This window comes from Polaromonas sp. (assembly GCF_029945925.1).
GTDB lineage: Bacteria > Pseudomonadota > Gammaproteobacteria > Burkholderiales > Burkholderiaceae_C > Polaromonas.
Genome location: NZ_JAQSDN010000040.1, coordinates 166,210 through 191,106, shown reverse-complemented (window position 1 = coordinate 191,106; position 24,897 = coordinate 166,210). Strand labels below are relative to the sequence as shown.

Here is a 24,897-nt window from a genome sequence, read left to right as displayed (position 1 = left end):
AGTTCTACATGCAAGTCACGGGCCAGCTGGGGGACTTATTCAGCATTGCCTTAGGACCACCATGGAGTATTTGATGAGCCCAGTGCAAAAAGGTGTCGGCTGAGGCGGAGCGGGAGCGGCACCAGGAGGCAAGACATGAAAGCGCTATGAAATATGTAGCTTTTCACGTCTATGCAATAAGGGGCTGAGGCCGAATTTGGCACTCAGCCAAAAGCGAAGCTAAAGGAAATATTGCCCAGAATGGCCAGTCACTGTTCGTCATGCAGGAGTCAACGAACAGTAAACTGCAGCCATGAATCCAGCCCCCCCGCCTTTGCCCGCTGACAGCCCTCACGTTGTGGCGGACATCGCCGCGCGTGATGACTGGGTGGAGGCCAAGCTGACGCGCAACTTCATGCGCAACGCGCGGCCGGCGCTCAATTCAACCGCACTGGTGATCCCCGTCATCGTGGTTGTCCTTTACAACAGCGTCAACCACTGGGCGTTGCTGAGCTGGACGCTGGCGGCGGTGCTTATTCTGGTGATGCGCTACTCGGTGGTCCGGATCTACCAGCGCGACTATGCCGACTCCGGCATCGCCCAGCAGCGGGCCTTCATCGCGCGTTATGGCTGGACCTGGCCTCTGGGTGGCATGGTCTGGGGCGCGTCGATGTTTCTGTACTTTCTCAAGGCGCCGGTCTTTGACCAGTTCATCTGCCTGATCGTGCTGGTGGGCATGGCGGGTTTTTCCGTGGGTGCGTTGTCTGCGTGCCTGCGCTGCTTTATTGGGTACATCAACGGGCTGGCCTACACCATCCTGGCCGCGTTGGCCTGGAGCATGGCGGTAGAACGGCCCTTCCCGGGCACCCTCACGACCTATGCGCTGGTGGTGCTGGTGCTGATTTACTGGTCGGCCGTCCGCATGGCCGGGCAACGCCTGAACCGCGTGCAGCGGTCCAACCTGGATCTGCAGTTTGCCAACGCGCAGTTGATCGCTTCGCTGACCGAAAAAACACGCGTGGCGCTGGAGGCGGTCGAAGCCAAGAGCCGGTTTATTGCCAGTGCCGCCCACGATTTGCGTCAGCCGGTGCATGCCCTCAGCCTGTATGCCGACTGGCTGCGCGCCGAGCCGGAACTGGTGCTGCAGATCACCCCGAAAATTGTGCAGTCCACGCAGGCCGTCAACGAGCTTTTCAATTCGCTGTTTGATCTGGCCAGACTCGATGCCAGCGTGGTCGAGGTGAACTGGCAGCGCGTGGACCTGCCGTCGCTGGTCGGGGAGCTGGAGCTGCGTTATGCCCCGCTGGCGAAGGAGAAGGGGCTGGACCTGCGCACCCATGTGCGGCCGGGGGCGGTGCGCTCAGACCCGGTGCTGCTCAAGCGCCTGCTCGGCAACCTGCTGTCCAATGCGATCCGGCATACCGAACGGGGCGGCGTGTTGCTGGCGGTTCGTCCGGGCGAGGACGGCTGGCGTGTGGAGGTGTGGGACACCGGCGTGGGCATCGCGCCGGAGCACCAGCAGGCGATTTTTCAGGAGTTTTACCGCGTGGCCAAGCACCACGGCACCGAGGAAGGCTTCGGACTGGGGCTGGCCATCGTCACGCGGCTGTGCGGCGCCCTGAACCATCGCCTGAGCATGCAGTCACGGCCCGGTCAGGGCACGGTGTTCCGGCTGGACATGGAGGCCTTTGACGACGGGGAATCTGCTCGCGGGCACCTGGACAGCCGCTACTGAAGAGGCTAGCAGGCCCTAAAGCAGGCCTTGGGTGCGGGCCAGGTGGCTGGCCTGCGAGCGGCTTTTGACATTGAGCCTGCGAAACAGGCGCCACAAATGAACCTTCACGGTGTGTTCGCTGATCTGCAATTCGGCGGCAATGTCGCGGTTGCTCAGGCCTTTGTCCAGCATCACCAGCAACTGCTTCTGGCGTTTGGACAGCTTCTCGGGCTCCGTGCTGGCCTCCGGATCGGCGCTGTCGTCCAGAAAGGTTTTCAGGACCTTGGCGATCTCGGTCGCGCCGACGGATTTTTCAATGTAGACATCGGCGCCGGCTTCCAGCGAGAGGTCCTGGTAGTCCTGCGCGGGGGCGGCTGACAACACCACGATAGGCACCTCGGGAAACTGCTGGCGCACCTCCCGCACGCCGGATACGCCATGGGTGTCCGGCAGTTTGAGGTCCAGGCAGATGATGTCCGGGACGCCATGCTGTTCCACGGCCGGGCTGATCGCCGCCAGCCTGTCCAGTTCGATGACGATGGCTTTGGTATGCAGGCGGCGAATAAGCATCACCACGGCCTCCCGCATGAGTGGATGGTCATCGATGACAAAAATACGCATGGGGCCTGGTGGTAAGAGTGTGAAAGACTGTCAGTGAATGGAACAAAAAGTAAGCATACCTGCTGACTGTCAAGTTGGCGAATAAGCGATAGATTTTAAGTCCGGAATTAATACACAATCAACGGCTAAAAACGGATCCTTTTTTACTACTTTCAAAGGGGGTGATCTCGATTACGGCTGCATTCCTGAGGGCCCGCCCACGGTTTTCAGGGCCGCGCGTCCACCAGCTGCTGCAAGGCCGAATCCAGTGCTGCCGCGGTGATGCCGGGCAGCGGCTGCAGCTTTTCCCGTAAACCGTCGAGTGCGCTGGCTCCCTGGGTTTGCAGCAGGCCAATCGCCTGCGCAGCCTCCTTGGGGGCATCGAAGCCGTAGCTTTGCAGCAACAGCTGGCCCTGGGTATCGACCAGCTTGAAATGGAACTTGCCGTCTGCCTCGCGGTATTGCTTGAAGACCGGCAGGGAGGCCTTGGCGGCTTTCTCTTTGGGGGCGGCGCTCGCCTGGGCACCGAGCTTGCGCAGGCCCACCGCGTGACGCAGCTCCCGCAAGAAGGGGGCCGCGAGCTGGCGTGCCTTGTCGGCGCCGGCCTGCAGGATGGTTTCTATCCTGGCGGGATCCTTCATCAGGGCCTGGTACTGGGCGCGCATGGGCGCCACTTCCTGGTCAATCCGTTCGAAAAGAATTTGTTTGGCATCGCCCCAGCCAATACCGTCGTTGTAGGCCTGGCGCAGCGCGGCAGTCTCCTGCTCGCTGGCAAACGCCTGGTAGATCTGGAACAGGGCCGAGCCTTCGGTCTCCTTGGGTTCGCCCGGTGCGCGCGAGTCGGTGACGATGCCGGCGATGAGTTTTTTCAGCTGCTCGCGCGGCGTGAACAGGGGGATGGTGTTGTCGTAACTCTTGCTCATCTTGCGGCCGTCCAGGCCGGGCAGCAAGGCCACCGACTCTTCAATCAGCGCCTGCGGCAGCACAAAGTGTTCACCATACAGATGGTTGAAACGCTGCCCCATGTCGCGCGCCATCTCGATGTGCTGGATCTGGTCGCGTCCGACCGGCACATGGTGCGCCTTGAACATCAGGATGTCGGCGCCCATCAGCACCGGGTACATGAAGAGGCCCGCGCTGACGTCGGCATCCGGGTCGTTGCCTGCCGCCGTGTTCTTGTCCACCGACGCCTTGTAGGCGTGGGCGCGGTTGAGCACGCCCTTGGCCGTCACGCAGGTCAGCAGCCAGGTGAGTTCGGTAATCTCGGGAATGTCGGACTGGCGGTAAAAGGTCACGCGTTCCGGGTCCAGCCCGGCGGCCAGCCAACTGGCGGCGATCTCCAGCGTGGACTGCTGGATGCGCGCCGGCTCGTCGCACTTGATCAGCGCATGGTAGTCGGCCAGGAAATAAAAGCTCTCTGCGCCGGCGCCTGTGCTTGCTGCGACGGAGGGCCGGATCGAACCGACATAGTTGCCCAGGTGCGGCGTGCCGGTGGTGGTGATGCCGGTGAGAAAGCGCTGGGGTGAAGGCGAGGTCGAGGGGGCGGGGCGCGCGGCGGCGTCGGAAGGCTTGTTTGTCATCAATTTGTCCAGGGTCATTGCACCAGCATCGCCAGAGGCGTCAGCACGATTTCAAGAAGGGCGTAGGTCAGCGTCATCAGCGGGCGCATCCACAGGTTGGTGATCACGCCGGCAATCACCAGCGCCATCACGATGAAGAAGCCCCAAGGCTCCACGCGCGAGACCAGCATGGCCTGCCTCATGGGCAACAACCCCACCAGCACGCGCCCGCCATCGAGCGGTGGCAAGGGGAACAGGTTGAACACCAGCATCACGACGTTGACCAGAATGCCGGCCTGGCACATCTTGATGAAAAAGGGTTCGGTGATGCCCGCGCCCTGCAGCAGGTAGAACGCGATGCCCCACAGCAGGGCCTGGGCCAGATTGGCGCCCGGACCGGCCAGCGCCACCCAGACCATGTCACGCTTGGGATTGCGCAGCTTGCCGAATTGCACCGGCACCGGTTTGGCGTACCCGAACAAAAAGGCGCCCGAGGTCGCGAAGTAAAGCAGCAGCGGCATCAGGATGGTGCCCACCGGGTCGATGTGTTTGAGCGGGTTCAGCGTCACGCGGCCCAGCATCCAGGCCGTGTTGTCGCCAAAGTGCCGGGCCACATAGCCGTGCGCCGCCTCGTGCACAGTGATGGCAAATAGCACGGGAAGCGCGTAAATGGCGACGGTTTGAATCAGGTTGGCAAAGTCCATGGGGCAATTATCGCCCCCACGCTCCGCCGCTGCGCGGGTCGCTGCCCCCCGAGGGGGCGCTGCGCCTGCGGACTGGCAAAGCCAGATCCGCGGCCCCGGCTGGCAAAGACGTGTCTGCGCTGCGCCTCATCCTTATTAGAGGCCGAGTGCCGCGAGGTCACCGCGCCCCTGCCGCACCACGACCGCTTCGTCTCCCTGGCCCATGGGGGTCAGGTCGATCACGGTGGTGGCTTCCTTGGGACAGGCGCCGGCATCAATGACCGCCGCCAGGTCGTGCTCCATCTGGTCGCGAATCTCGCCCGCGTCGTTCAGCGGTTCGGTCTGGCCCGGCGGGATCAGCGTGGTGGCCAGCAGCGGCGCACCGTGCAGCTCCAGCAGCGCCTGCAGGGTTTTGTGCCCGGGCACACGCAGGCCTATGGTCTTGCGCGAGGGGTGGCTCAGGCGCCGCGGCACTTCCTTGCTGGCTTCGAGGATGAAGGTGTAAGGCCCCGGCGTGGCGGCCTTGATCAGGCGGAACTGCTTGTTGTCGACGCGTGCGTAGTTGGCCAGCTCGCTCAGGTCGCGGCACAGCAGGGTCAGGTGGTGTTTGTCGTCCACCCCGCGAATGCGGCGCAGGCTGTCGGCGGCGCTCTTGTCATCGAGGTGGCAGACCAGCGCGTAGCTTGAATCCGTGGGCACGGCGATCACCGCGCCGCGCGTCAGCAGCGCCACCGCCTGTTTGAGCAGGCGCACTTGCGGGTTGTCGGGGTGAATCTCGAAATACTGGGCCATGGTGTGTGTTTTGCAAGGATGTCAGGACTCTGCCGGCCGCACACTGAACTCTTTCAGCGCCCGGCTTTCACGCGCGGTCAGCCAGGCCCCTAGCGCGCCGCAGATGGCAATCAGCGCCATGCCGATCATGGACCAGCCGTCCGGTACATGCGAAAAGGCGATCCATCCCCCCACCATCGCAAAGGCAATCTGGGCATACAGATAGGGCGTGAGGGTGGCGGCCGGCGCCCGCATGTAGCCCAGAATCAGCATGAAATGCCCGACGGTGGCCATGACACCCATCAGCAGCAGCCAGCCCCACAGCGACCACGAGGGCAGGGTGATCCAGACAAAAGGCAGGGCCAGCGAGGCCAGCAGCGTGCCGACCCAGCCGGTGTACAGGTGCATGGTGATCGGGTCCTCGGTTTTGGCCAACCGGCTGGTGAGCACCTGAAAACCGGTGTTGGTCGCCACCATGCCCAGCGGCAGCAGCAGGGCCCAGGTAAAGTCTTCGCCGCCGGGGCGAATGATGATCAGCGTGCCGGCAAAACCACCGAGCACCAGCGACCAGCGCAGGGCCGAGACCTTTTCGCCGAGCGCGGTGGCGGCCAGCAGCGTGATGAGCAGCGGCACGATGGCGCCGATGGCGGTGAACTCGGCCACCGGCATGTATTTGAGGCTTAAAAATGCAAACAGGCTGCTGAGCAGCAGCAGCAGGCCGCGCAGGCACTGGAATTTCGGGTGCGCGGTGCGCAGCACGCCCAGGCCACGCAGCGGCAGCACCACAGCCGTGGTGGCGACCGCCTGGAAAAAGTAGCGAAACCACAGGGCCATCAACAGCGGCACGCTGGCACTGACAAATTTGGTGGTGGTGTCCAGCGTTGCAAAAAAGCCGGTGGCGGCAATGACCAGCGTGATGCCCGCCAGGGCCGACGGCGCGCGGCTCACCGGATGCGGTCTTCCAGAAGCTCCCAGACGGGGGTCAGGTGGCCGGGCAAAAAGGGCAGGGTGCCCAGGTCGGTATGGCTTTCATCGGGGCTGTGGAAGTCGCTGCCGCGCGAGGCGGCCAGGCCGAACTCTTTGGCGGTTTCGGCGTATTTCACGTACTCCTGCGCGCTGTGGCTGCCGGTCACCACTTCCACCGCCTGCCCGCCATGGGACTTGAATTCGGTGAACAGCGCGTATTCCTCGTTGGGGGTGAATTTGTAGCGCCCCGGGTGGGCGATCACCGCCACGCCTTTCGCGCTGGTGATCCAGGCCACGGCGTCCTGCAAGCTGGCCCAGCGGTGCGGCACGTAGCCGGGTTTGCCTTCGGTCAGGTACTTGCGAAACACCTCGGAGGTTTCCTTGCAAACACCCGTCTCCACCAGGAAGCGCGCAAAGTGGGTGCGCGAAATCAGGTCCGGGTTGCCGACAAACTTCAGCGCGCCTTCGTAGGCGCCGCGGATGCCGGCTTTGGCCAGCGAGTCGGACATTTCCATGGCACGCTGTTCGCGGCCACCGCGCGTGTTGCGCAGGCCCTGCTGCATGGCCGCGTCGTCGGGGTCGAACCCCAGGCCGACGATGTGCACGGTTTCGCCGGCAAAAGTCACCGAAATTTCCGTGCCGGTCAGGTAATGCATGCCGTGTGTCCGGGCCGCCGCCGCGGCGCGGTGCTGGCCGCCGATTTCGTCGTGGTCGGTCAGCGCCCAGAGCTCGACGCCGTTGGTTTTGGCCCGTTCGGCCAGTGCTTCGGGGGTCATGGTGCCGTCCGACACCACGGAGTGACAGTGCAGGTCGGCGTTGAGGATGTTTTGGGGGGTCACCGAACCATTTTAGGCTTTATGCCCTGCCGGCGTTGTGTGCGGCGCCATGGCCTACCATGGCAACACGTCCTGAACCTCACCGGATTTTCCCATGATCACCGTCCATCACCTCAACCACTCCCGCTCGCAACGCATCCTCTGGCTGCTGGAAGAGCTGGGCCTTGACTACGACATCCAGCGTTACGAGCGCGACCCCCAAACCATGCTGGCGCCCGCGGCCCTGCGCGCTGTGCATCCGCTGGGCAAGTCGCCGGTCATCACCGACGGCGAGTTGACCCTGGCCGAGTCGGGCGCCATCATTGATTACCTGGTCGAGCAGTATGGCGCCGGGCAGCTCGCGCCGGCTGCCGGCACGCCGGCCCGGCTGCGCTACACCTACTGGCTGCATTACGCCGAAGGTTCGGCCATGTCGCCGCTGCTGCTCAAGCTGGTGTTCGACAAGATAGAAACTACGCCCATGCCGTTTTTTGTCAAACCGATCGCCAAGGCGATCAGCGCCAAGACCAAGGCGGCCTTCATCGAGCCGCAGATCAGGCAGCACCTGGACTATCTGGAGGGAGAGTTGGGAAAGAGCACCTGGTTTGCCGGTGAGGCGTTCAGCGGCGCGGATATCCAGCTGAGTTTTGTGCTGGAGGCAGCGGCGGCGCGCGGAGGGCTCGATGCCAGCCGTCCGAAGCTGATGGCTTTTTTAAAGCGCATTCACGCGCGGCCGGCCTACCAGCGGGCCATCGCACGCGGCGGGGAATACACCCTGCTGCACTGAGCTTTCAAGTCTTTTTCGCCCTCAGCCCATGAGGGGCGGGCGCAAGCAGCTATCGATTCAATAGCAAATTCAATAGCGTTTGCTGCGCCGGTTCGGTTTCAGCGAAAGCCGAAGTAGGACAGGATGAAGCCGATGATGACGATCAGGCCGACGATGTAAATGATGGTGTTCATGTTTTCCTCTGGGAGGTTTCTGGGTGCACCGGAGGGCACACCTTCTGTCCCGGATCATGGCCGGGGCGGCGGCTTTCGGCTGTAGGCTGCCCCTGCCTGCGGCCGTCAGACAAGGGCTACAGCGCCGCGGCCGCCGCATTGGCGCGACCCCGGCGCGTCAGGCCTTGTTTTTCATGGAACAGGTGTTCCAGCCGAACAGGGCGTAAGGGGGGCACCAGCCGATGGCACCGGTGGCCAGCGGAACGATACCTATCCAGCCCCACAGGCCGACCGTGCCGGTGGCCGCCAGCCCGATGAGGACCAGGCCGAGGACGATGCGAAGAATGCGGTCGATGCCGCCGACGTTGGATTTCATGGTGGGCTCCTTTGAAAAACCGGAAAAAAAGGACTGATGCCCGCATTGGGCGCGCTGGCGCAGCCCGGGTCTGTGACCTGGGTCACGTAGCGGCCTTGCGGGCCGCCCGGGGCTCAGGCCGGCAGGGCCGCGGCCATGGCGCGCAATGCGGCGCTGTCGCGGATATGGATGTGCTCGCGCGCCAGCTCGACCCAGCCTTCGCGCTCAAAGCGGCGCAGCAGGCGCGAGACGATTTCACGCACGGTGCCCAGCTCGTCGGCCAGCGCCTGGTGCGTCAGCGCCAGATCCTGGCCGCGGCCCAGCAGCGCGGCCGCCAGCCGCTGGTCCAGCCGCTGGAAGGCGATGGCATCGATCAGCCCGGTCAGATCTGCCATACGTTCGGCAAACAGGCCCAGCACCTCGTTGCGAAACACCGGGGTTTCCAGCCAGCGGGCAAACACCGGCGGCGCTATCAGCAGCAGGGTGGTGGGCCGGGTGGTCACGCCCTGGGCCGACAGCGGCTGGCTGCGAAACAGGCAGGCGCTGGAGACCAGGCACAACTCGCCGGGGACCACGCGGTAGAGCTCCAGCGACCGCCCGTCGCCGGAATGGCGCGAGACCCTGACCTCGCCGCTGAGCACCAGCGGAAAGCCCTGGCAGGGCGCGTGTTCGTCGAACAGCACGGTGCCGGCCGGCACGCTGAGCGGGCCGGCGCCCGGCCCCAGTTCGGCCAGCGTGGGCATGACCTGGGCCAGAGCGGGGTACAAGGCGAGGGGGTCGTTCATGGGGGTGACGCTCACTTCCGGGGTGGTGGCGGGCTGCGCCGGTGCAGGGATGCTACCAAATCAATAGCTATCTGCGCACGTCCTTGTTGGGCTGGAGGCCAAAATCATTCAAATCTCCGCCGCCTCCACCAGAAAACGCACACGTTTGATGCCCTGCCATTCGTCGGCATCGAGCCGGAAGGCCAGTTTGACGCGCGCCGGCAGCGACTCGGTGTGGCCGAACCAGATGCCGTCCACCGGCTGGCCCTGGTGTTTGAGTTTGAGCGACAGGTGTTTTTCGCCGACCAGCCGCTGCGAGATGACCTCGACTTCCTCGCTGAAGGTCGGTGCGGCAAAACCCTGGCCCCAGACCTCTTTGTGCAAGGTGTCCACCAGGTCGGCGCGCCGGTATTCGGGCGCCAGCGGACCGTCGGTGTCGATTCGGCGCAGCAAGGTGGCGGCGTCCAGCCACTCGTGCGCCACCAGTTGCAGCGCCTGCTCGAACACCTCGAAGTGTTCCTCGGTGATCGTGCAGCCGGCCGCCATCGCGTGGCCGCCAAAACGCAGCAACACCCCGGGGTGGCGTTTGGCGACCAGGTCCAGCGCATCGCGCAGGTGAAAACCGGCAATCGAGCGGCCGGAACCCTTGAGCTCATGTTCCTTGCCCGGCGCCTGGCTGGCGGCAAACACAAAGGTCGGGCGGTGCAGCTTGTCCTTGATGCGCGAGGCCACGATGCCGACCACGCCTTCGTGAAAGTCGGGGTCGAAGATGGCGATCGCCGGCGGCGGCACCTCGTCCTCGTCGATCATCGCGTCGGCCGCGTACTGGGCCTGCTCGCGCATGCCGGCCTCGATGTCACGCCGCTCGCGGTTGATGCCGTCCAGCGTTTTCGCCAGTTCGTCGGCGCGGCCCGCATCGTCGGTCAGCAGGCACTCGATGCCCAGCGTCATGTCGCTGAGCCGGCCGGCGGCGTTGATGCGCGGGCCGAGCGCAAAACCGAAGTCGAAACTGGTGGCCACCGCGGCGACACGGCCTGCGGCGGTGAACAGCGCCGCCAGGCCGGCCGGCAGGGCGCCGCTGCGTATGCGCTTGAGGCCCTGCGCCACGAGGCGGCGGTTGTTGGCGTCCAGCCTGACGACGTCGGCGACGGTGCCGAGTGCGACCAGTGGCAGCAATGCATCGAGTTTGGGTTGCGGTATCTTGGCCCCCACGCTTGTCACTGCGTGTACTTCGCTGCCCCCCGAGGGGGCTCTCGCGCCTTGGGGCGGCCCGGCGTCGCTCGGGCTGGCGTCAAACACGCCGCGCCTGCGCAGCTCCGCGCGCAAGGCCAGCAGCACGTAAAACATCACACCGACGCCGGCCATGGCCTTGCTCTCGAACGTGCAGCCGGGCTGGTTCGGGTTCACGATCACGTCGGCGTCGGGCAGCACGATGGCGCCGTCCCTGAGCGCCGGCAAGTGGTGGTCGGTCACCAGCACCTGCATGCCCAGTTCACGCGCGCGCGCCACGCCGTCGATGCTGGCGATGCCGTTGTCCACCGTGACGAGAAGGTCAGCGCCGGTGGCCTTGACGCGCTCGGCGATCGTTGCGGTCAGCCCGTAGCCGTCGACCACGCGATCGGGCACGATGTAGCCGACCTGGGTGGCGCCCAGCAGGCGCAGGCCGCGCAGCGCGACCGCGCAGGCGGTGGCGCCGTCGCAGTCGTAGTCGGCCACCACGCAGATTTTTCTTTGCGCGGCGATGGCGTCGGCCAGCAGCACGGCCGCCTCCAGCGTGCCTTTCATGGCCGCCGGCGGCAGCAGCCGCGCCAGGCCATCGTCGAGTTCATCGGCGGTGCGCACCCCGCGCGCGGCGTACAACTGCGCCAGCAAGGGGTGGACGCCGGCCTGCTGCAGCGCCCACACGCTGCGCGGCGGTGCTTCGCGTACTATTATTTTCATAGCTGCACCAGCAGGACTGGCAAGGGCTGCTGGCCAAAAAGACTTTTCATTCGGGAGAAGATTCCGGTGGAGGTGGTTTCAAAGGTCAAGGCGTTGCGTTCACCGCACAGGCTCAGCCGGATGGTCGCGCCGCCTTGCTGCAAGGCGAGCAGCCGCGCGCCTTCGCTGGCATCAAGGGCCGTCCAGGCTTGTGCGTAGGCGGTCCAGTCGTCACTGAAAGCGGCTTGCGCCAGGCTGCGTGAGACCGTGGTGTCGGGGGGCATCCTGGCATGAAAGGTGTCAGGCAGGGCGCCGCTGCCGCTGATCCAGAAGGAGTTGACGGCCAGTTGCCTTTTTGCCGCGCGCGCATCGTTGACCGCATGGGTGTAGAGCAGCATCTGCATTTCGTTCTGCAGCAACCGCATTGCTTTGGCCCCCACGCTTGCCACTGCGTGTGCTGCGCGAGGCCTTGCAGGCCGCGGCTCGCGAGACGCCTCGCCTCTGTCGCCTGTCCAAACCTGCTCAAGCAGGTTTGGAGCCGCAAGCTCCAGCCCCTCGGGGGCTAGTTTCCCTTGGGGCGGCCCGGCGCCGAAACGGGCCTCCACGCTCCCAGCGCCGGGCAGCCAGGGGTCCACATTGCGGCCCAGCACACGGTCCAGCGAGGCACTGGGCAGGTCGCGAAACAGCTCGCCTTCGGCCAGCCAGCGCGTCGGCGCCGCATGGTGCAGCGTGATGCCATAGGTCTCGAAATAGGGCTGCATGGCCGCCAGCAGCGTGCGTGATTCGGCTTCGGACAGGTCCAGCGCGGCAGGGTCGGTCATGGTGGCGTGTTCGCGGCCCATGGCCCAGTGGCAGGGCGTGATGAACGCCCAGGCCCGGGCCGCGGACACGCCGCCGCCCTGCAGATGCTGCCAGGCGGCCCAGGGGATCAGGCCGTCGGGCGCAGACAGGCCCAGCGCACGGGCCAGCACCCGCTCGTGCGGGGGCGAGAGCGAGCGCACAGCGCCGCTGTCGGTGTGGACAAGCTTCATGCCCTGCAGCAACTTGCCGAAGTTGCGAAAACCCGCGGGCGGCGTGGCCTGGACGGCAGGCAGCCAGTCGTCAGAGGCACAGGCGGCAAACGGCAGCACCCAGTGGTGCTGGGGCGGGGGGAGGGAGGCGGGCATCCCCTTATTGTCCGGGATGGAAGGACCCTCTGCATAACTCGCGCCGCGCGCGGCGGAGATTTTGCGGGTTGAGCCGCAAGGCGCAAAACCCAAGGCAAGGCTGGCGCCTTGCCTGGTTTTGCAACGAAGCGGATCGCCCGCAAAATCACGCCCCCGAAGGGGTTCGGCCCAAAACGGGCGCTTTGCCCACCAAACCCCTTGCGTGTGCTTCAGCACACGCTGCGTGGTGTTGGTAGACAAATCATCCCGTTTTGGGTCGAACGCGCATGGCGGGAGTTATGCAGAGGGTCCTCGGCTGATGCCACAATCGTCCCATGCAAATCCCCTACGAACTGATTCTGGGCTGGCGCTACACGCGCGCAGGCCGCGCCACGCGGCGCAACGGGTTTATTTCCTTCATCTCGGGCGTCTCCATGCTGGGCATTGCGCTGGGCGTGGCCGCGCTGATCATCGTGCTCAGCGTGATGAACGGTTTCCAGAAAGAGGTGCGCGATCGCATGCTGGGCGTGATCTCGCACATCGAGGTATTTGCACCCAATGGCGCCGCCCTGCCCGATGTGCAGAAAACCCTGGCCGAAATCCGGCAGAACCCGCAGGTCATTGGTGCCGCCAGCTTCATCGCCGCGCAGGCCTTGCTGGCCCGTGGCGAAGACATGAAGGGCGCGATCGTGCGCGGCATCGACCCGGCGCTCGAAGGGCAAGTCACCGACCTGGCCGTCGACCTGAAGGACACGGCCTTGCCCAGGCTGGTGTCCGGCGAGTTCGGCGTGGTGCTGGGTAGTGAGCTGGCCCGTTCACTCGGCGTGCGTGAGGGCGACCAGGTGACGCTGATCGCGCCCAGCGGCCAGGTGACCCCGGCCGGCGTGGTGCCGCGCCTGAAACAGATGACGGTCGTCGGGACCTTCGACTCCGGCCACTTCGAATACGATTCGGCACTGGTCATGCTGCACCAGGGCGACGCCGCCAAGATTTTCCGCCTCGAAGGCCCGACCGGCATACGCATCAAGCTCAAGGACCTGCACCAGGCGCGCGAAGTGGCGGCGGAGTTGTCGCGCAGCCTCAGCGGCGATTTGCTGATCCGCGACTGGACGCGGCAGAACAAGACCTGGTTTGCCGCCGTGCAGCTGGAAAAACGCATGATGTTCATCATCCTCACGCTGATCGTCGCGGTCGCGGCCTTTAACCTGGTCAGCACGCTGGTGATGACGGTGACCGACAAACGCGCCGACATCGCCATCCTGCGTACCCTGGGCGCCAGCCCGAAAAGCATCATGGGCATCTTCATGGTGCAGGGCGCGATGGTCGGCGTGATCGGCACGCTCTCCGGCCTGCTGCTGGGGCTGGGCATCGCGCTCAACATCGATGTCATCGTGCCCGCGCTGGAGCGCCTGCTCAACGCCAGCTTCCTGCCCAAGGACATCTACCTGATCAGCCGCATGCCCAGCGACCCGCAATACGCCGACATCATGCCGATCGCCGTCATTGCGCTGGTGCTGGCGTTTCTGGCCACCATTTATCCGAGCTGGCGCGCCAGCCGTGTCAATCCCGCCGAGGCGCTTAGATATGAATAAGAACACCCTGTCTTCACTCCCTCTCCCGCTGGGAGAGGGCGGGGGTGAGGGCTTGCCCGCGACCGTGCTTGACAAGTCGGTGGTGCTCAAGGCCACCGGCCTGACCAAACGCTTCCACGAAGGCCCGATCGACCTGACCGTGCTGCACGGCGTGGACCTGCAGGTGTTTGCCGGTGAAACCCTGGCCATCGTCGGTGCCTCGGGGTCCGGCAAAAGCACCTTGCTGCACCTGATGGGTGGGCTGGACGCACCCACCAGCGGGCAGGTCGAGCTCAAGGGGCAACTGATGTCCTCGCTGTCGGCGGCTGAACAGGGCGAGCTGCGCAACCGGCACCTGGGTTTTGTTTACCAGTTCCACCACCTGCTGCCGGAGTTCAGCGCGCTCGACAACGTCGCCATGCCCTTGTGGATTCGCGGCGAAGACCGCGAAAAAGCGGCGCAAACTGCCACCGCCATGCTGGCCAGTGTGGGCCTGAAAGACCGCATCCAACACCGTCCGGCCGAACTCTCGGGCGGCGAGCGCCAGCGCGTGGCGATTGCGCGTGCGCTGGTCACGCGGCCGGCCTGCGTGCTGGCCGACGAACCCACCGGCAACCTGGACCGGACCACCGCCGACGGCGTGTTCGAACTGATGCTGCAGCTCGCCCGTGAGCACGGCACCGCCTTTGTGATGGTGACGCACGACGAGACGCTGGCAGCACGGTGTGGCCGGCGTTTCAGGCTGGTGTCGGGGCGCTTGTCGGAATGGGCCTGAGCGCTGACCCGCGGGCGGCCAGTCCGGCGCAAGGGCATTAAACGGCCTCCCGCCCTGAAATGGGCCGGGCGTGCATAATCTTGGGTCCCCTCGTCGCCCGCGCATGCGCTTTTCCCTGCCGGTGAGCCCTTCAACATGCCGTGGCAGTGCCTTGCCTGCGGCCCAGGACAACGCCACCCGCGCATGACCGATCACTACACCGCCCTCGGGCTGGACAGCGCTGCCACGCTGGCCGACGTCAAAAAAGCCTTTCGCCAGAAGGCGTCGTTCTGGCACCCCGACAAAAATGCCGATCCGCAGGCGCCGGCGCGTTTTCGGGCAGTGCAGGAAGCCTATGAAGTGCTGTCGGACGCGGAAAAACGCCAGGCCTACGACGACAACCGCCGCCGCAACCTGCTCGACAGCCCGCTGGCCACCGCGACAGAGATCTGGCAAAACTATTTCAACCCGCTGCTCTCATCTGAGCCTCGCTGACCCAAAGACCCCTCCCATGAAAAACCCGGCGGCATGAGCATTTCTCCCTACTTTCTCGACCTTCGTTCGGCCTACCAGTCCGAGATGGATGACCTGCGCTTCGACTCGGAGGGGCGCGACGTGCTGCACCAGCGCCTGGCCGGCAAACGCCAGGAAATCGGCTTTCTGCTCCAGATGATGGAGCTCAGCCCCGAGATGGTGGCGGTGGTGTTCCACCAGGGTTTTGACTTCACCGGGCGGGTCGCCATGGATCACCTGCTCACCCACGACGCCGATGTTTTTCCGGCATGGAGCAGCCTGGCGGGCAGCTGTGAGCTGGCGCCCTGGGCTCAGGACCTGGCGCAGATTGTTCTGGAGTCGCCGGGCGGTGACAGGTTTCTGACCTTGACGGCCGGCCTGGAATACATGGCCGGGCTGCCGGTCGCCGCGTCGGGGCTCGCCCTGGGCGGCGACGAAGAAGATGACGAAGACAGCGACCAGGATGGCGACGACGAGCTGGTGATTTTTGACGACGATGGCGAGGGCGGGCAAGGCAGTGATGCCCGCGCACGCCAGGAAGCAGGTGCCGACTGGCTGGTCCAGCAGGGCTTCGACCAGAAAGACTGATGAATCAACCATGACATGGAATGTGAAGCCTTGAAGATGACGAAGCACCTCGCCCTGATCGAAAAAACCCAGACCCTGATTGCGGCCGGCGACATCGTGGGCGCCGAGTCGGCCCTGGTCGGGCTGGCCGACACCGAAGGGGATGCCGCGCTGATGGTGGTGCTGGAGCAGTTGCCGCCCAAGGACATCCTGGCCGTGATCCGCGAATACGACCATTCGAAGGAGTCGGTGGTCAGCCTGCTGGTGTCGCCCGCGCAGTTCGCCCGCGCCGTGGTGATCGAAAAACTCTACAAGGACCTGACCCGCACCCACCTGCGCGGCATGGTCAACGCGGTCATCTTCCGCGAGGATGCGGACCCGCTCGACTTTCTCAATGCGATCGGCGACCTGGACGGCGGCAGCGAGGCCCTCGCCGACTATTTTTCCGACCAGTGGAGCCGGGTCGAGGGTTTTGCGCGCAGCGGCAGTTTCGAGCCGGCCGACGAATACGGCAGGATGCTGTCGCAGGCGGCTCTGCTGGCTTCGGCCTACGAGAAACCGCGCGTTCAGCAGGATGAAATTGCCGACCAGGACTGGATGCAGCTGGCGTGGATTCTGCGTTACGAACTGCCGGACCTGTTTATCGAGATGCTGATGGTGCTGCGCGCCAAGGTCAGTGCCCACCAGGCGGCCGCTTCCGAGGAGGAGGACGAGGAAGACGCCGAGGACGACGGCAAGGTCGAGACGGGCGACACCGACCGTGGCAAGGCCACGCCGACGGCGCGCGAGTCCGACGAGGAATCGGCGATCTGAACCTCATCCTCTCCTGACCGAAGCAAACACCGTGTCCACGCCTTCGCCTGCCGCCGTCTCGCTGTACGATGCCCGCCCTTTTTTCGAAAAGGCGCTGCAGCATGGTGTGCAACACGGCATCATCGGTCCCGAAAAAATAGAAGCCATGCGCATCGAGGGCCCCAAGGGCATGGTGCAGATCGCGCGTTATTTCGGCAACGAGTTTTTGCGCCCGGAGCTTGAAAAGGCCCGCGACCGCATGGCCAACCTGATCAGCATTTACCTGGAAAGCAGCTGTGGCGGCGACTTGCAGCAGGCGGCCGAGTCGCTGCGCGATTTTTCCCTGCTGTCGCGCTCCAAGGGCGGCTCGGACATGCTCAAGGCCCTGATCGCCATGCCGCAAAACAGCCACTTCGGCATGAACGAACGCGGCGGCTTTCGTGACGAGCACATTCCGCTGCTGGCCAAATGGTCGCTGCGCAGCCTGGCCGACTACCAGGCCGAACTCGCCAGGCGCAGCCAGGTCGCGCAGGTGGTGGATGCGGCCCTCTGGCTGGCCGGCGAGCTGGGCATGGACGCTGACGAGCTGGACGAGGCGGGCAAGGACGCCGAAGCGGTGATCCGCACCGCCTTGCTGGTGCTGGCGATGGGCCGCGTCGAGATGCCTGACTGGGTCGCGTTCGAGAAAATGATAGGCGCCCTGCGCAAGAAGCATGGGGCTGCCCCGGCGGCACTGCCAGTCGCCGTGCCAAAAAAACTGCCTGCCCATCTCCACGGCGTAGTGGAGCTCGTGCGCCAGTCGGTGATGACCGACGCGCCGAAAATCCTCGACCCGGCCTTGCCGGTGCGCCAGCTGTTTGACCACAGCCCCGCCTTCATGGGCCGGTATTTTTGGGTCGAAGACGCTTTGGCCGAAGTCGACCACCACGACCGTCAGGCGTCTGCAGCGTGGAACAAGGTCACCGGCGGGAACAGCGACGACGGTTCGCTGCTGACCCTGCTGCTGTGTGTGGCCGCTGGCACCACGCCCAAAACCATGTTGACCGAAAAAGGCGCCGCGACCCTGGTGCGCAAGATCTGGAAATCAGGTTTCCATCCCGCACTGGCCCACCAGTACCTGCTGGACCACGCCCCGGCGCAGCACCAGGACGCTTACGCCAGTTTGTGGGAAGAGTTTGTGCAGGAGGCGCAGCCCACGCTGCAAAGCGATGCGGTTCACGCGCTCAATGACGCCGTGGCGCTGTTGCGGCGGGAATGTCATGTGCAGTAGGTGCTTGCCGCCTGTGATGGCGGAAAACGTATTTTTTAAAGCGATTTAGGGTTGCAGCGCTTATGGAGCGGGCGCAGACAGCTATTGAATTTATAGCAAATATTTTCTTTGGCTTGTCATCCCGAGCGTGATTCGGGATCCATGTTTGCGCACTACTCATTTTTTTGATGCGCTGCAGTTTGCCCACAAGCCGGGGGTTGCCCGGCGGCAACTCACTTTCTTTTTGCGTCGCCAAAAAGAAAGTAAGCAAAGAAAAAGGCGACCCGATGGTCTGGGTCCCCTACGCTGCGCTTCGGGGCAACCTCCGGTGCTCGACAAAAGCGGGGTCTCGCTCGAACTCGCCTTCGGCTCAAACAATCGCGAGCCCTGATCCGCTTTTGCCTGCGCTCCTCGGCCCAGCCCGACGGGTGGAGGAAGAGAAATCCAATGCGAATGCGGGGAGACCTGACGCGCGAAGCGCGTCAGGTCGACTCACGGGACTGTCATGTTTGCACGCGAGAGCAGCACACGCGGCCAAATGAAGCCCCCTCCATCGCCCAGCGGGGCGAGGGAGGGCGGGGGGAGGGAGTGGGGAGTTGGTCCTACTGTCAGAAGCGAACCCGAGGCGGAGCGTGATGCCGGGGGGCAACAGGTTCAAAGAATCCGGTTAAACCAAAGCAGCGACAAACCCGCCGACAGCAGCGCCAGCACCGAAGCCACCAGCGCCAGTAAGCCCGAAATTTCGGTTTCCTTTTTTTCCACGGTCAGGCGCGAGCTCAAGGTTTCGTAGACTTTTTTCAGGTCCGCCGCGGTGCCGGCATAGAAGTATTCGGCCTGGGTCTTGTTGGCAATGGCCTTGAGGGTTTCCTCGTCGAGCCTGACGCGCATGGACCAGCCTTCAAAACCGATGGTCTCGCCGTCGACCGTGCCCACGCCCACGGTGTAGATACGCACGCCGCGGTCGGCCGCCATCTTGGCGGCTTCCAGCGAGTCCACTCCCGTGGTGCGCTGGCCGTCGGTCAGCAGGATGATGGCCGCCGAGGTGTAGGAACCCGGTGCAACTGGCGTGAACTCCTTCTTCGGCTCTTTCGGCGCCTGGTCAATCGCGATGCCGTTGTTGCGGTTGCGGCCGTAGGTCAGCGACGCAAGGTCGATGCCTGCATCGGGAAACAGCTCGGCGAGCGAGACGACGATGGCGTTGCCGATGGCCGTGGCGCGTTGCAGCTGGAACTTGTCGATGGCCGTGACCAGGTCTTCGCGGCTCAGGGTGGGCGACTGCACCACCGAGGCGGTGCCTGCAAACGCGACAATGCCGACCCGCACGCTGCGCGGCAGGTCGGCCAGGAAGGCCTTGGCGGCGTTTTGCGAAGCCACCAGACGGTTCGGCTGCACGTCGGTGGCGCGCATGCTGCCCGACACGTCCATCGCCAGGATGATAGTTTCCTGCTGCAAGGGTAGGGCGACCACAGCAAACGGCCGCGCTGCAGCCAGCAGCATGGCGGCGATGGCCAGCAGAAACAGCAGCGGCGGGATGTGACGCCGCAAGCTCTGCCCCGTGCCCATGGCTTCGCGCACGATGGACAGGCTGGCATAACGCAGCGCCATTTTCTTTTTGCGGCGCAGCAGCCACACATAAACCACCACCAGCAGGGGAAGGGCCAGCATCAGCCACAAAAACTGGGGCCAGAGAAAAGTCATGGGGGATGTCATGGGATCATCTCCTTGGAGCTCACGCCGCCACCTTCAGGTGGCCGGGCAGCTTGCCGCGGCCACTTCTTCCGGCAGCGCCCGAGACCTGGCCGCGGCGCTTGCGCAGCTCGGTGAAACGCATGATGGCATCGACCAGGTCGCCGTCGGTGGACAACTCCAGCGTGTCCACGCCGGCCTGCGCCAGGGCCTGACGCAAGTCGGCTTCACGCTGGGCGGCAATGCGTGCAAAGCGCTGGCGAAAGCCCGCATCGTGGGTGTCGACCAGCAACTGCTCGCCGGTTTCCGCATCGCGTATCGGGATCAGGCCGAGGTCGGGCAGTTCGAGTTCCAGAGGGTCCAGCAGGCGCACCGCCACCACCTCGTGGCGCTGCGCCAGCTGCCCCAGCGCTTTTTCCCAGCCGGGTTCACTGATGAAGTCGGACACCACAAACACCGTGGAGCGCCGGCGCATCAGCTGGGCGGCGGAGCTCAGCAGTTCGCCAAGGCGGGTGGTGACCGTGCCGGTGGTGGCGGGACGGGTCTGCAGCATGTGCAGCAGCTGCAGCACATGCGCGCGCCCGCCGCGCGGCGGCAGCACGGTGTCCACACCGGCGCCGTAGAGCATGGCGCCCACGCGGTTGCCGTGGCGTGTCAGCACGCGGGCCAGCACCGCAACAAACTCGGCGGAGACCTGGCTTTTGCGCTGGTCGCCCGAACCAAAATCGACCGAGGGGCTCAGGTCCAGCAGGAACCAGCTGGCCATTTCGCGGTCTTCGGTGAACACGCGCACATGCGGCGACTGCAGGCGCGCTGTCACGTTCCAGTCGATGTGGCGCACGTCGTCGTGGTGCTGGTACTCGCGCAGGTCGGCCAGGTCCATGCCGGTGCCGCGCATCAAGGTGCGGTAGTCGCCCTGCAGCAGGCCGTCGAGCCGGCGCAGCACGGTCCATTCAAGCCGGCGAAGCACATGCTCGGCGCCGCCAGCCTGCACCGGGGCCACCGATGCCTGGAAGGGGGCTTCGGCAAGTTCGGGTTGGATGGATTTGCGAAACCAGTTTTTCATGACCAGTCAGCTTCGCGGACGGGGCATCCTTCGACAGGCTCAGGACGAACGGAATGGCACGAACGCGGACCTTGATTCAGGCCAGCCGGGGCCGCGGGTCCGGCTTTGCCGGCCCGCAGGCGCAGCGCCCCCCCGGGGGGCAGAGAGCTACGCGCAGCGAGCGAACGTGGGGGCGCTTGTTCATTCAAGCAGGGGCCGCGGAACCGGCTTTGCCGGGCCGCAGGCGCAGCGGCCCCCCCGGGGGGCAGGGAGCTACACGCAGTGAGCGAACGTGGGGGCAACATATTCAGGCTGCCAGTTTTTCATGTTCCAGTGGACGCGCAGGCGCCGGTACTTTGGCCATGATTCTGGCGATCACGGTGTCCGCGCTCAAGCCTTCGGACAGCGCTTCGTAGGACAGCACCAGCCGGTGCCGCAATACATCCGGCACCAGGTCCGTCATGTCCTCGGGCAGGACATAGCTGCGTCCGCGCAACATGGCCAGGGCGCGCGCGCCTTCGGTCAGGTTGATGGTGGCGCGCGGGCTGGCGCCGAAGGTGATGAATCGGGCCAGGTCTTTCAGACCGTGTTTTTCGGGCGTGCGGGTGCTTGATACCAGGCGCACGGCGTACTGGATCAGCGAAGGGTCCACATAGACCCGCCGGCATTCGCGCTGCAGGCCGGCCAGCTGCGCGGTGGTGGCCACGCTGGACACGGCCACGGCCGGCCCGATCACGCGCTCGACAATCACGAACTCTTCCTCGTCGGTCGGGTAGTCCACCAGCACCTTCATCATGAAACGGTCCACCTGCGCTTCCGGCAGCGGGTAGGTGCCTTCGGTTTCGATCGGGTTTTGCGTGGCCATGACCAGAAAGGGCTCGGGGACGCGGTGGGTAACGCCTGCAATCGTGACCTGCCGCTCCTGCATGACTTCCAGCAGGGCGCTTTGCACCTTGGCCGGCGCCCGGTTGATCTCGTCGGCCAGCAGCAGGTTGGTGAACACCGGGCCCAGCGAGGTGCTGAAGTCGCCGGTTTTCTGGTTGTAAATGCGGGTGCCCACCAGGTCCGCCGGCACCAGGTCGGGTGTGAACTGGATGCGCTTGAAATTGCCCTGGATGGTGTTGGCCAGGGTCTTGACGGTCAGGGTCTTGGCCAGGCCCGGCACACCTTCGACCAGCAGGTGGCCCTGCGCCAGGATGGCCACCATCACACGTTCGAGAAAACGGTCCTGCCCGACGACCACCCGTTTGACCTCGTAGAGGATCTGCTCCATCAGTTGCGCGGTGTGGGGGTCCTGCGACGTGGCGGGTGTTTGCATGGGGAGGTCCTTCAGAAAGGGGTCAGGCCGACGGCGGAAGCGGCGTTTTCAATCGGCACGGCAAAGGCGATGCCGACAAAACTGCGCTGCTGGTTGGGGTTGAGGATGGCGGTGACGATGCCGACCACCTCGCCGTCCATGGTGACCAGCGGACCGCCGGAGTTGCCGGGGTTGGCGGCCGCGTCGAACTGGATCAGGTTGCTCATTTCCTGCTTGCCTTCGGGCGAGCGGAAGGTGCGCTTGAGGCCGGAGATCACGCCGGACGAGGCCGACGGCCCGATGCCGAAGGGGTAGCCCACAGCCAGCACATGGTCGCCGGGCGCCAGGTCGCCGGTGGAACGCATGGTGGCCGCAATCATGTCGTCGGGGATCTTGTGGGCCTGCAGCACCGCCAGATCGTTTTCGGGCTGGGCGCCGGTGATGTGGGCGGTGGATTCCAGTCCGTCGGAGAACACCACCTTGATGGTTTGCGCCCCCTGCACCACATGCAGGTTGGTCAGGATGATGCCTTTGTCCACAATCACCACGCCGGTGCCGACGCCGTACTCCATGTCTTCCTTGCCGTTCTTGCTTTTGCCGTAACCGGTGACGCGCACCACCGAGGGGCGAATGGTGTCGTAGGCCTTGGCGACGGCCGAGGGCAACTGGGCGGTTTCCAGTGTTTTCAGGACGGCCGCATGGATGTCGGCCTGCGTCAGCTTGCGTGGCTGCGGCCGCAGCGCCAGCGAGAGGCTGAGGGCCAGCAACAGCGCCATTACGGCCAGCGCGGCCCAGAGAAGGCGCGGGCTGGACAGCGAGAAAAAGCGTGTTGCCGGGGGGACGGGCGCAGCGGCTGGTCCGGCTTGCGCCTGCTGCCCGTGCGCCTCCGCCGGAGGGGGGCTGCTGGAGCTGCTGTAGAGGGCTGGCCTGCGCATCCGTGTCACCTGTGAAAAGGGTTTTCCGGGGTTTTCCGGACTGACGAATGCACGGTATCACGTCTGGCCCAACCCTGCACATTCTTCAGGCATCCGTGGGGTCATCGCTGCTGGCCGGCGATCAGGCATCATTGAAAAATGACCCGCTGGATAGATACCCACTGTCACCTTGATGCCGCCGAATTCGACAAGGACCGTGTCGCCGTGCGGGCGCGGGCGACGGCCGCGGGCGTGGCGCATTGCGTTTTGCCGGCGGTCGGGGTGTTTAACTTTGCGGCCGTACGCACGCTGGCGCACGATTTTGGGGACAGCTACGCGCTGGGCATTCACCCGCTGTTTGTCGGCCAGGCGACAGATGGCGACCTGGCCTTGCTCGACGCCGAACTCGCCCTGCGAAAAGCCGACACCCGACTGGTCGCGGTGGGCGAAATCGGGCTCGATTATTTTGTGCCGGCCCTGACACAAAGTCCCTTGCGCGAGCGCCAGGAGTTTTTCTACCGCGAGCAGCTGCTGCTGGCACGCAAACACGGCCTGCCGGTGATCCTGCATGTGCGCCGTTCCGCCGACAAGCTGCTCAAGCATCTGCGCGAACTCGCGCCGCAGGAAGGCTGGCGCGGCATTGCCCACGCTTTCAACGGCAGCCGGCAACAGGCCGATGAGTTCCTCAAGCTGGGCCTCAAGCTCGGTTTTGGCGGGGCCGTCACTTTTGAGCCGGCGCGGCAGCTCAGGCGCCTGGCGGCAGAATTGCCGCTGGAGGCGCTGGTGCTGGAAACCGACTCGCCGGACATTCCGCCGCACTGGTTGTACGCCACGGCGCAGCAGCGCGGCGAGGGCCAGGCCCAGGGGCGCAACGAGCCGGCCGAGTTGCCGCGCATCGCCGCCGTGGTGGCTGAACTGCGTGGCATGACAGTTGATGCCCTCACGCTGGCGACCACGGCCAATGCCGGCGCGGCGCTGCCCGGGCTGCAGGCCCTGTCCGCATGCTGACCGGTCTGGCGCCGCTGGTCAGCAGCCGGACCCGCGTGCTCATCCTCGGCAGTTTCCCCGGCGTGGCCTCGCTGGCGGCGCAGCAGTACTACGGCCATCCCCAAAACCATTTCTGGAAAATTCTGCAAGCCATTTGGCCCTCCAGCCCACTACCAGCGGGCGCAAACAGCTATCAAAGTCGTAGCAAATGGCTGCTGGACAGGCAGCTGGGCGTCTGGGACGTGTATGCCTCCTGCGAACGCGAGGGCAGTCTGGACAGCCGCATCCGCCACCCGGTGGTCAACGATTTCGCAGCAATGCTGGTCCGGTGCCCGGCGCTGGACGCCATCGTCCACAACGGAGGCGAGAGTTTCAAACATGCCCGGCACACCGCGCTGCTGGGTTTGCCCGTTTACAAATTGCCTTCCACCAGCCCGGCGAATGCCTCCTGGTCGTTTGAGCGCAAACTCGCTGCCTGGCGCGACGTATTTGAAAAACACAGATTGACCGATTGAACCGATGGCCCGCAAAGAAACCAGCATCAACATCAACAAGCTTCCACAGGCAGAACTGCCCGAGGTGAATTTCTCCGATTACGGCGACGTCCGTTACCTGCATCTGGGTACAGAGTGGGTGCAGGGGTCCATGCTGCTGGACAAACCTTTCGACATCGAACTGGAGTATGTCCAGCGCATGATGGTCTGGCTGCTGTTCGCCGAGCCGGGCACGGTGGCCGCGCGACATGCGATGCAGCTGGGTCTGGGGTCGGCAGCGCTGACCAAGTTCTGCTACAAAAAACTGAAGATGAAAACCACGGCCATCGAGCTCAACCCGCAGGTGCTGGCCGCCTGCCGGCTGTGGTTCAAGCTCCCCGCCGATGACCTGCGCCTGAAGGTCATCGTGGCCGACGCCGCGCAGGAAATCCGCAAGGCGGAACACTGCGGCACGGTGGACGCGCTGCAGGTGGACCTGTACGACCATGAAGCGGCGGCGCCGGTGCTCGACAGCGCGGACTTCTACACGGATTGCCGCGAGCTGCTCAGCGAGGACGGCGTCATGACGGTCAATTTGTTCGGGCGCGACTCCAGCTACATCAGCTCGCTGGAAAAAATCGCCGAGGTCTTCGGCCCCGAGTCCGTCTGGGCCTTCAAGCCGACGCGCGAGGGCAATACCGTCGTGGCGGCGCAACGTGAGCCGACCCGGCCCGAGCGGGCGGAGCTTTCGCAAAGGGCCGAGGTGATCGAGTCCCGCTTTGGCCTGCCCGCCAAAAAATGGCTGAGGCTCTTCAAACCCGTTTGCTGAGACTTACCCG

The 24,897-nt window shown here is 64.8% G+C and carries 25 protein-coding genes; 11 read left to right on the top strand and 14 right to left on the bottom strand.

Translation table 11 applies throughout. The features are described from left to right. Positions 1–292: 292 nt before the first annotated feature. Entirely contained in the window at positions 293–1,714 is a 1,422-nt protein-coding gene (locus PSV40_RS13270; protein ID WP_300538310.1) for a HAMP domain-containing sensor histidine kinase, read from the top strand. A 15-nt stretch (positions 1,715–1,729) separates the two neighbouring features. On the opposite strand, the gene PSV40_RS13265 is transcribed toward PSV40_RS13270, so the two are convergent. From PSV40_RS13265 to PSV40_RS13240, 6 genes are all read right to left on the bottom strand, one after another. Next, complete coding sequence (locus tag PSV40_RS13265; RefSeq protein WP_300538307.1) at positions 1,730–2,314, bottom strand: response regulator transcription factor; 585 nt, start codon at positions 2,312–2,314, stop codon at positions 1,730–1,732. A gap of 206 nt (positions 2,315–2,520) precedes the next feature. Next, positions 2,521–3,873 (bottom strand): tryptophan--tRNA ligase, encoded by a 1,353-nt coding sequence (locus PSV40_RS13260; RefSeq protein WP_300538305.1) that lies wholly within the window; start codon positions 3,871–3,873, stop codon positions 2,521–2,523. Positions 3,874–3,887: 14 nt separating this feature from the next. Beyond that, positions 3,888–4,556, bottom strand: coding sequence for a site-2 protease family protein (locus PSV40_RS13255; protein ID WP_300538302.1), 669 nt, complete (start codon positions 4,554–4,556; stop codon positions 3,888–3,890). A gap of 135 nt (positions 4,557–4,691) precedes the next feature. Further along, the gene (locus tag PSV40_RS13250) at positions 4,692–5,327 is read right to left on the bottom strand and encodes an L-threonylcarbamoyladenylate synthase (RefSeq protein WP_300538299.1); all 636 of its coding nucleotides are present in this window, start codon (positions 5,325–5,327) and stop codon (positions 4,692–4,694) included. Between the two features lie 21 nt (positions 5,328–5,348). Further along, a complete protein-coding gene (locus PSV40_RS13245) occupies positions 5,349–6,254 on the bottom strand; it encodes a DMT family transporter (RefSeq protein ID WP_300538297.1) in 906 nt (301 codons plus the stop codon). Further along, entirely contained in the window at positions 6,251–7,111 is an 861-nt protein-coding gene (locus PSV40_RS13240; RefSeq protein WP_300538295.1) for a 3',5'-nucleoside bisphosphate phosphatase, read from the bottom strand. The genes PSV40_RS13245 and PSV40_RS13240 overlap by 4 nt, the downstream gene beginning before the upstream one ends. 91 nt (positions 7,112–7,202) lie before the next feature. On the opposite strand from PSV40_RS13240, the gene PSV40_RS13235 reads away from it, so the two are divergent. Further along, entirely contained in the window at positions 7,203–7,874 is a 672-nt protein-coding gene (locus tag PSV40_RS13235; RefSeq protein ID WP_300538292.1) for a glutathione S-transferase, read from the top strand. Between the two features lie 330 nt (positions 7,875–8,204). Here the strand turns inward: PSV40_RS13235 and PSV40_RS13230 are convergent, their stop codons facing one another. The 4 genes from PSV40_RS13230 to PSV40_RS13215 form a co-directional block, all read right to left on the bottom strand. Beyond that, complete coding sequence (locus PSV40_RS13230) at positions 8,205–8,402, bottom strand: DUF2892 domain-containing protein (protein WP_096697244.1); 198 nt, start codon at positions 8,400–8,402, stop codon at positions 8,205–8,207. Between the two features lie 113 nt (positions 8,403–8,515). Beyond that, positions 8,516–9,166 (bottom strand): Crp/Fnr family transcriptional regulator, encoded by a 651-nt coding sequence (locus PSV40_RS13225; protein ID WP_300538289.1) that lies wholly within the window; start codon positions 9,164–9,166, stop codon positions 8,516–8,518. A 108-nt stretch (positions 9,167–9,274) separates the two neighbouring features. Next, positions 9,275–11,086, bottom strand: coding sequence for a single-stranded-DNA-specific exonuclease RecJ (recJ, locus tag PSV40_RS13220; RefSeq protein ID WP_300538286.1), 1,812 nt, complete (start codon positions 11,084–11,086; stop codon positions 9,275–9,277). Beyond that, on the bottom strand, positions 11,083–12,231 hold the full coding sequence (locus tag PSV40_RS13215) for a hypothetical protein (RefSeq protein ID WP_300538283.1): 1,149 nt from the start codon (positions 12,229–12,231) through the stop codon (positions 11,083–11,085). The genes recJ and PSV40_RS13215 overlap by 4 nt, the downstream gene beginning before the upstream one ends. Positions 12,232–12,545: 314 nt before the next feature. On the opposite strand from PSV40_RS13215, the gene PSV40_RS13210 reads away from it, so the two are divergent. The 6 genes from PSV40_RS13210 (at position 12,546) to PSV40_RS13185 (ending at position 17,677) form a co-directional block, all read left to right on the top strand. Beyond that, a complete protein-coding gene (locus PSV40_RS13210; protein ID WP_300538280.1) occupies positions 12,546–13,802 on the top strand; it encodes a lipoprotein-releasing ABC transporter permease subunit in 1,257 nt (418 codons plus the stop codon). Positions 13,803–13,881: 79 nt separating this feature from the next. Beyond that, positions 13,882–14,556 (top strand): lipoprotein-releasing ABC transporter ATP-binding protein LolD, encoded by a 675-nt coding sequence (gene lolD, locus PSV40_RS13205; protein WP_300538328.1) that lies wholly within the window; start codon positions 13,882–13,884, stop codon positions 14,554–14,556. 183 nt (positions 14,557–14,739) lie between these two features. Continuing rightward, positions 14,740–15,030: a DnaJ domain-containing protein gene (locus PSV40_RS13200; RefSeq protein ID WP_300538277.1), complete on the top strand. Its 291-nt coding sequence runs from the start codon at positions 14,740–14,742 to the stop codon at positions 15,028–15,030. Positions 15,031–15,063: 33 nt separating this feature from the next. Then, a complete protein-coding gene (locus PSV40_RS13195; protein WP_300538274.1) occupies positions 15,064–15,636 on the top strand; it encodes a hypothetical protein in 573 nt (190 codons plus the stop codon). A gap of 36 nt (positions 15,637–15,672) precedes the next feature. Further along, positions 15,673–16,428, top strand: coding sequence for a hypothetical protein (locus PSV40_RS13190; RefSeq protein WP_300538271.1), 756 nt, complete (start codon positions 15,673–15,675; stop codon positions 16,426–16,428). 31 nt (positions 16,429–16,459) lie between these two features. Next, positions 16,460–17,677: a hypothetical protein gene (locus tag PSV40_RS13185; RefSeq protein ID WP_300538268.1), complete on the top strand. Its 1,218-nt coding sequence runs from the start codon at positions 16,460–16,462 to the stop codon at positions 17,675–17,677. A 633-nt stretch (positions 17,678–18,310) separates the two neighbouring features. Here PSV40_RS13185 and PSV40_RS13180 read toward each other — a convergent pair. The 4 genes from PSV40_RS13180 to PSV40_RS13165 all read right to left on the bottom strand — a co-directional run bounded on the left by PSV40_RS13180 (position 18,311) and on the right by PSV40_RS13165 (position 22,619). Continuing rightward, positions 18,311–19,354 carry a VWA domain-containing protein gene (locus PSV40_RS13180; protein WP_300538326.1) on the bottom strand — a complete coding sequence of 348 codons (1,044 nt, stop codon included), beginning with the start codon at positions 19,352–19,354 and terminating at the stop codon, positions 18,311–18,313. Positions 19,355–19,385: 31 nt separating this feature from the next. Next, positions 19,386–20,408 carry a DUF58 domain-containing protein gene (locus tag PSV40_RS13175; RefSeq protein WP_300538266.1) on the bottom strand — a complete coding sequence of 341 codons (1,023 nt, stop codon included), beginning with the start codon at positions 20,406–20,408 and terminating at the stop codon, positions 19,386–19,388. A gap of 286 nt (positions 20,409–20,694) precedes the next feature. Continuing rightward, a complete protein-coding gene (locus tag PSV40_RS13170) occupies positions 20,695–21,705 on the bottom strand; it encodes a MoxR family ATPase (protein WP_300538263.1) in 1,011 nt (336 codons plus the stop codon). Positions 21,706–21,716: 11 nt separating this feature from the next. Continuing rightward, entirely contained in the window at positions 21,717–22,619 is a 903-nt protein-coding gene (locus tag PSV40_RS13165) for a trypsin-like peptidase domain-containing protein (RefSeq protein ID WP_300538260.1), read from the bottom strand. 138 nt (positions 22,620–22,757) lie between these two features. On the opposite strand from PSV40_RS13165, the gene PSV40_RS13160 reads away from it, so the two are divergent. Genes PSV40_RS13160 through PSV40_RS13150 form a run of 3 tightly spaced genes read left to right on the top strand, consistent with a single transcriptional unit; the run spans position 22,758 to position 24,887 of the window. Further along, positions 22,758–23,606, top strand: coding sequence for a TatD family hydrolase (locus tag PSV40_RS13160; RefSeq protein ID WP_300538257.1), 849 nt, complete (start codon positions 22,758–22,760; stop codon positions 23,604–23,606). Then, positions 23,600–24,100: a DNA-deoxyinosine glycosylase gene (locus tag PSV40_RS13155; RefSeq protein ID WP_300538255.1), complete on the top strand. Its 501-nt coding sequence runs from the start codon at positions 23,600–23,602 to the stop codon at positions 24,098–24,100. The genes PSV40_RS13160 and PSV40_RS13155 overlap by 7 nt, the downstream gene beginning before the upstream one ends. Positions 24,101–24,104: 4 nt before the next feature. Next, positions 24,105–24,887, top strand: coding sequence for a spermidine synthase (locus PSV40_RS13150; RefSeq protein WP_300538252.1), 783 nt, complete (start codon positions 24,105–24,107; stop codon positions 24,885–24,887). Positions 24,888–24,897: the final 10 nt, after the last annotated feature.

Bases quoted from the DNA above. Each gene is read 5' to 3' on its own strand.
- PSV40_RS13270 (WP_300538310.1), top strand. From the start codon at position 293: ATGAATCCAGCCCCCCCGCCTTTGCCCGCTGACAGCCCTCACGTTGTG.
- PSV40_RS13265 (WP_300538307.1), bottom strand. From the start codon at position 2,314: ATGCGTATTTTTGTCATCGATGACCATCCACTCATGCGGGAGGCCGTG.
- PSV40_RS13260 (WP_300538305.1), bottom strand. From the start codon at position 3,873: ATGACAAACAAGCCTTCCGACGCCGCCGCGCGCCCCGCCCCCTCGACC.
- PSV40_RS13255 (WP_300538302.1), bottom strand. From the start codon at position 4,556: ATGGACTTTGCCAACCTGATTCAAACCGTCGCCATTTACGCGCTTCCC.
- PSV40_RS13250 (WP_300538299.1), bottom strand. From the start codon at position 5,327: ATGGCCCAGTATTTCGAGATTCACCCCGACAACCCGCAAGTGCGCCTG.
- PSV40_RS13235 (WP_300538292.1), top strand. From the start codon at position 7,203: ATGATCACCGTCCATCACCTCAACCACTCCCGCTCGCAACGCATCCTC.
- PSV40_RS13230 (WP_096697244.1), bottom strand. From the start codon at position 8,402: ATGAAATCCAACGTCGGCGGCATCGACCGCATTCTTCGCATCGTCCTC.
- PSV40_RS13225 (WP_300538289.1), bottom strand. From the start codon at position 9,166: ATGAACGACCCCCTCGCCTTGTACCCCGCTCTGGCCCAGGTCATGCCC.
- recJ (WP_300538286.1), bottom strand. From the start codon at position 11,086: ATGAAAATAATAGTACGCGAAGCACCGCCGCGCAGCGTGTGGGCGCTG.
- PSV40_RS13215 (WP_300538283.1), bottom strand. From the start codon at position 12,231: ATGCCCGCCTCCCTCCCCCCGCCCCAGCACCACTGGGTGCTGCCGTTT.
- PSV40_RS13210 (WP_300538280.1), top strand. From the start codon at position 12,546: ATGCAAATCCCCTACGAACTGATTCTGGGCTGGCGCTACACGCGCGCA.
- PSV40_RS13200 (WP_300538277.1), top strand. From the start codon at position 14,740: ATGACCGATCACTACACCGCCCTCGGGCTGGACAGCGCTGCCACGCTG.
- PSV40_RS13195 (WP_300538274.1), top strand. From the start codon at position 15,064: ATGAGCATTTCTCCCTACTTTCTCGACCTTCGTTCGGCCTACCAGTCC.
- PSV40_RS13190 (WP_300538271.1), top strand. From the start codon at position 15,673: ATGACGAAGCACCTCGCCCTGATCGAAAAAACCCAGACCCTGATTGCG.
- PSV40_RS13180 (WP_300538326.1), bottom strand. From the start codon at position 19,354: ATGACTTTTCTCTGGCCCCAGTTTTTGTGGCTGATGCTGGCCCTTCCC.
- PSV40_RS13175 (WP_300538266.1), bottom strand. From the start codon at position 20,408: ATGAAAAACTGGTTTCGCAAATCCATCCAACCCGAACTTGCCGAAGCC.
- PSV40_RS13170 (WP_300538263.1), bottom strand. From the start codon at position 21,705: ATGCAAACACCCGCCACGTCGCAGGACCCCCACACCGCGCAACTGATG.
- PSV40_RS13165 (WP_300538260.1), bottom strand. From the start codon at position 22,619: ATGCGCAGGCCAGCCCTCTACAGCAGCTCCAGCAGCCCCCCTCCGGCG.
- PSV40_RS13160 (WP_300538257.1), top strand. From the start codon at position 22,758: ATGACCCGCTGGATAGATACCCACTGTCACCTTGATGCCGCCGAATTC.
- PSV40_RS13155 (WP_300538255.1), top strand. From the start codon at position 23,600: ATGCTGACCGGTCTGGCGCCGCTGGTCAGCAGCCGGACCCGCGTGCTC.
- PSV40_RS13150 (WP_300538252.1), top strand. From the start codon at position 24,105: ATGGCCCGCAAAGAAACCAGCATCAACATCAACAAGCTTCCACAGGCA.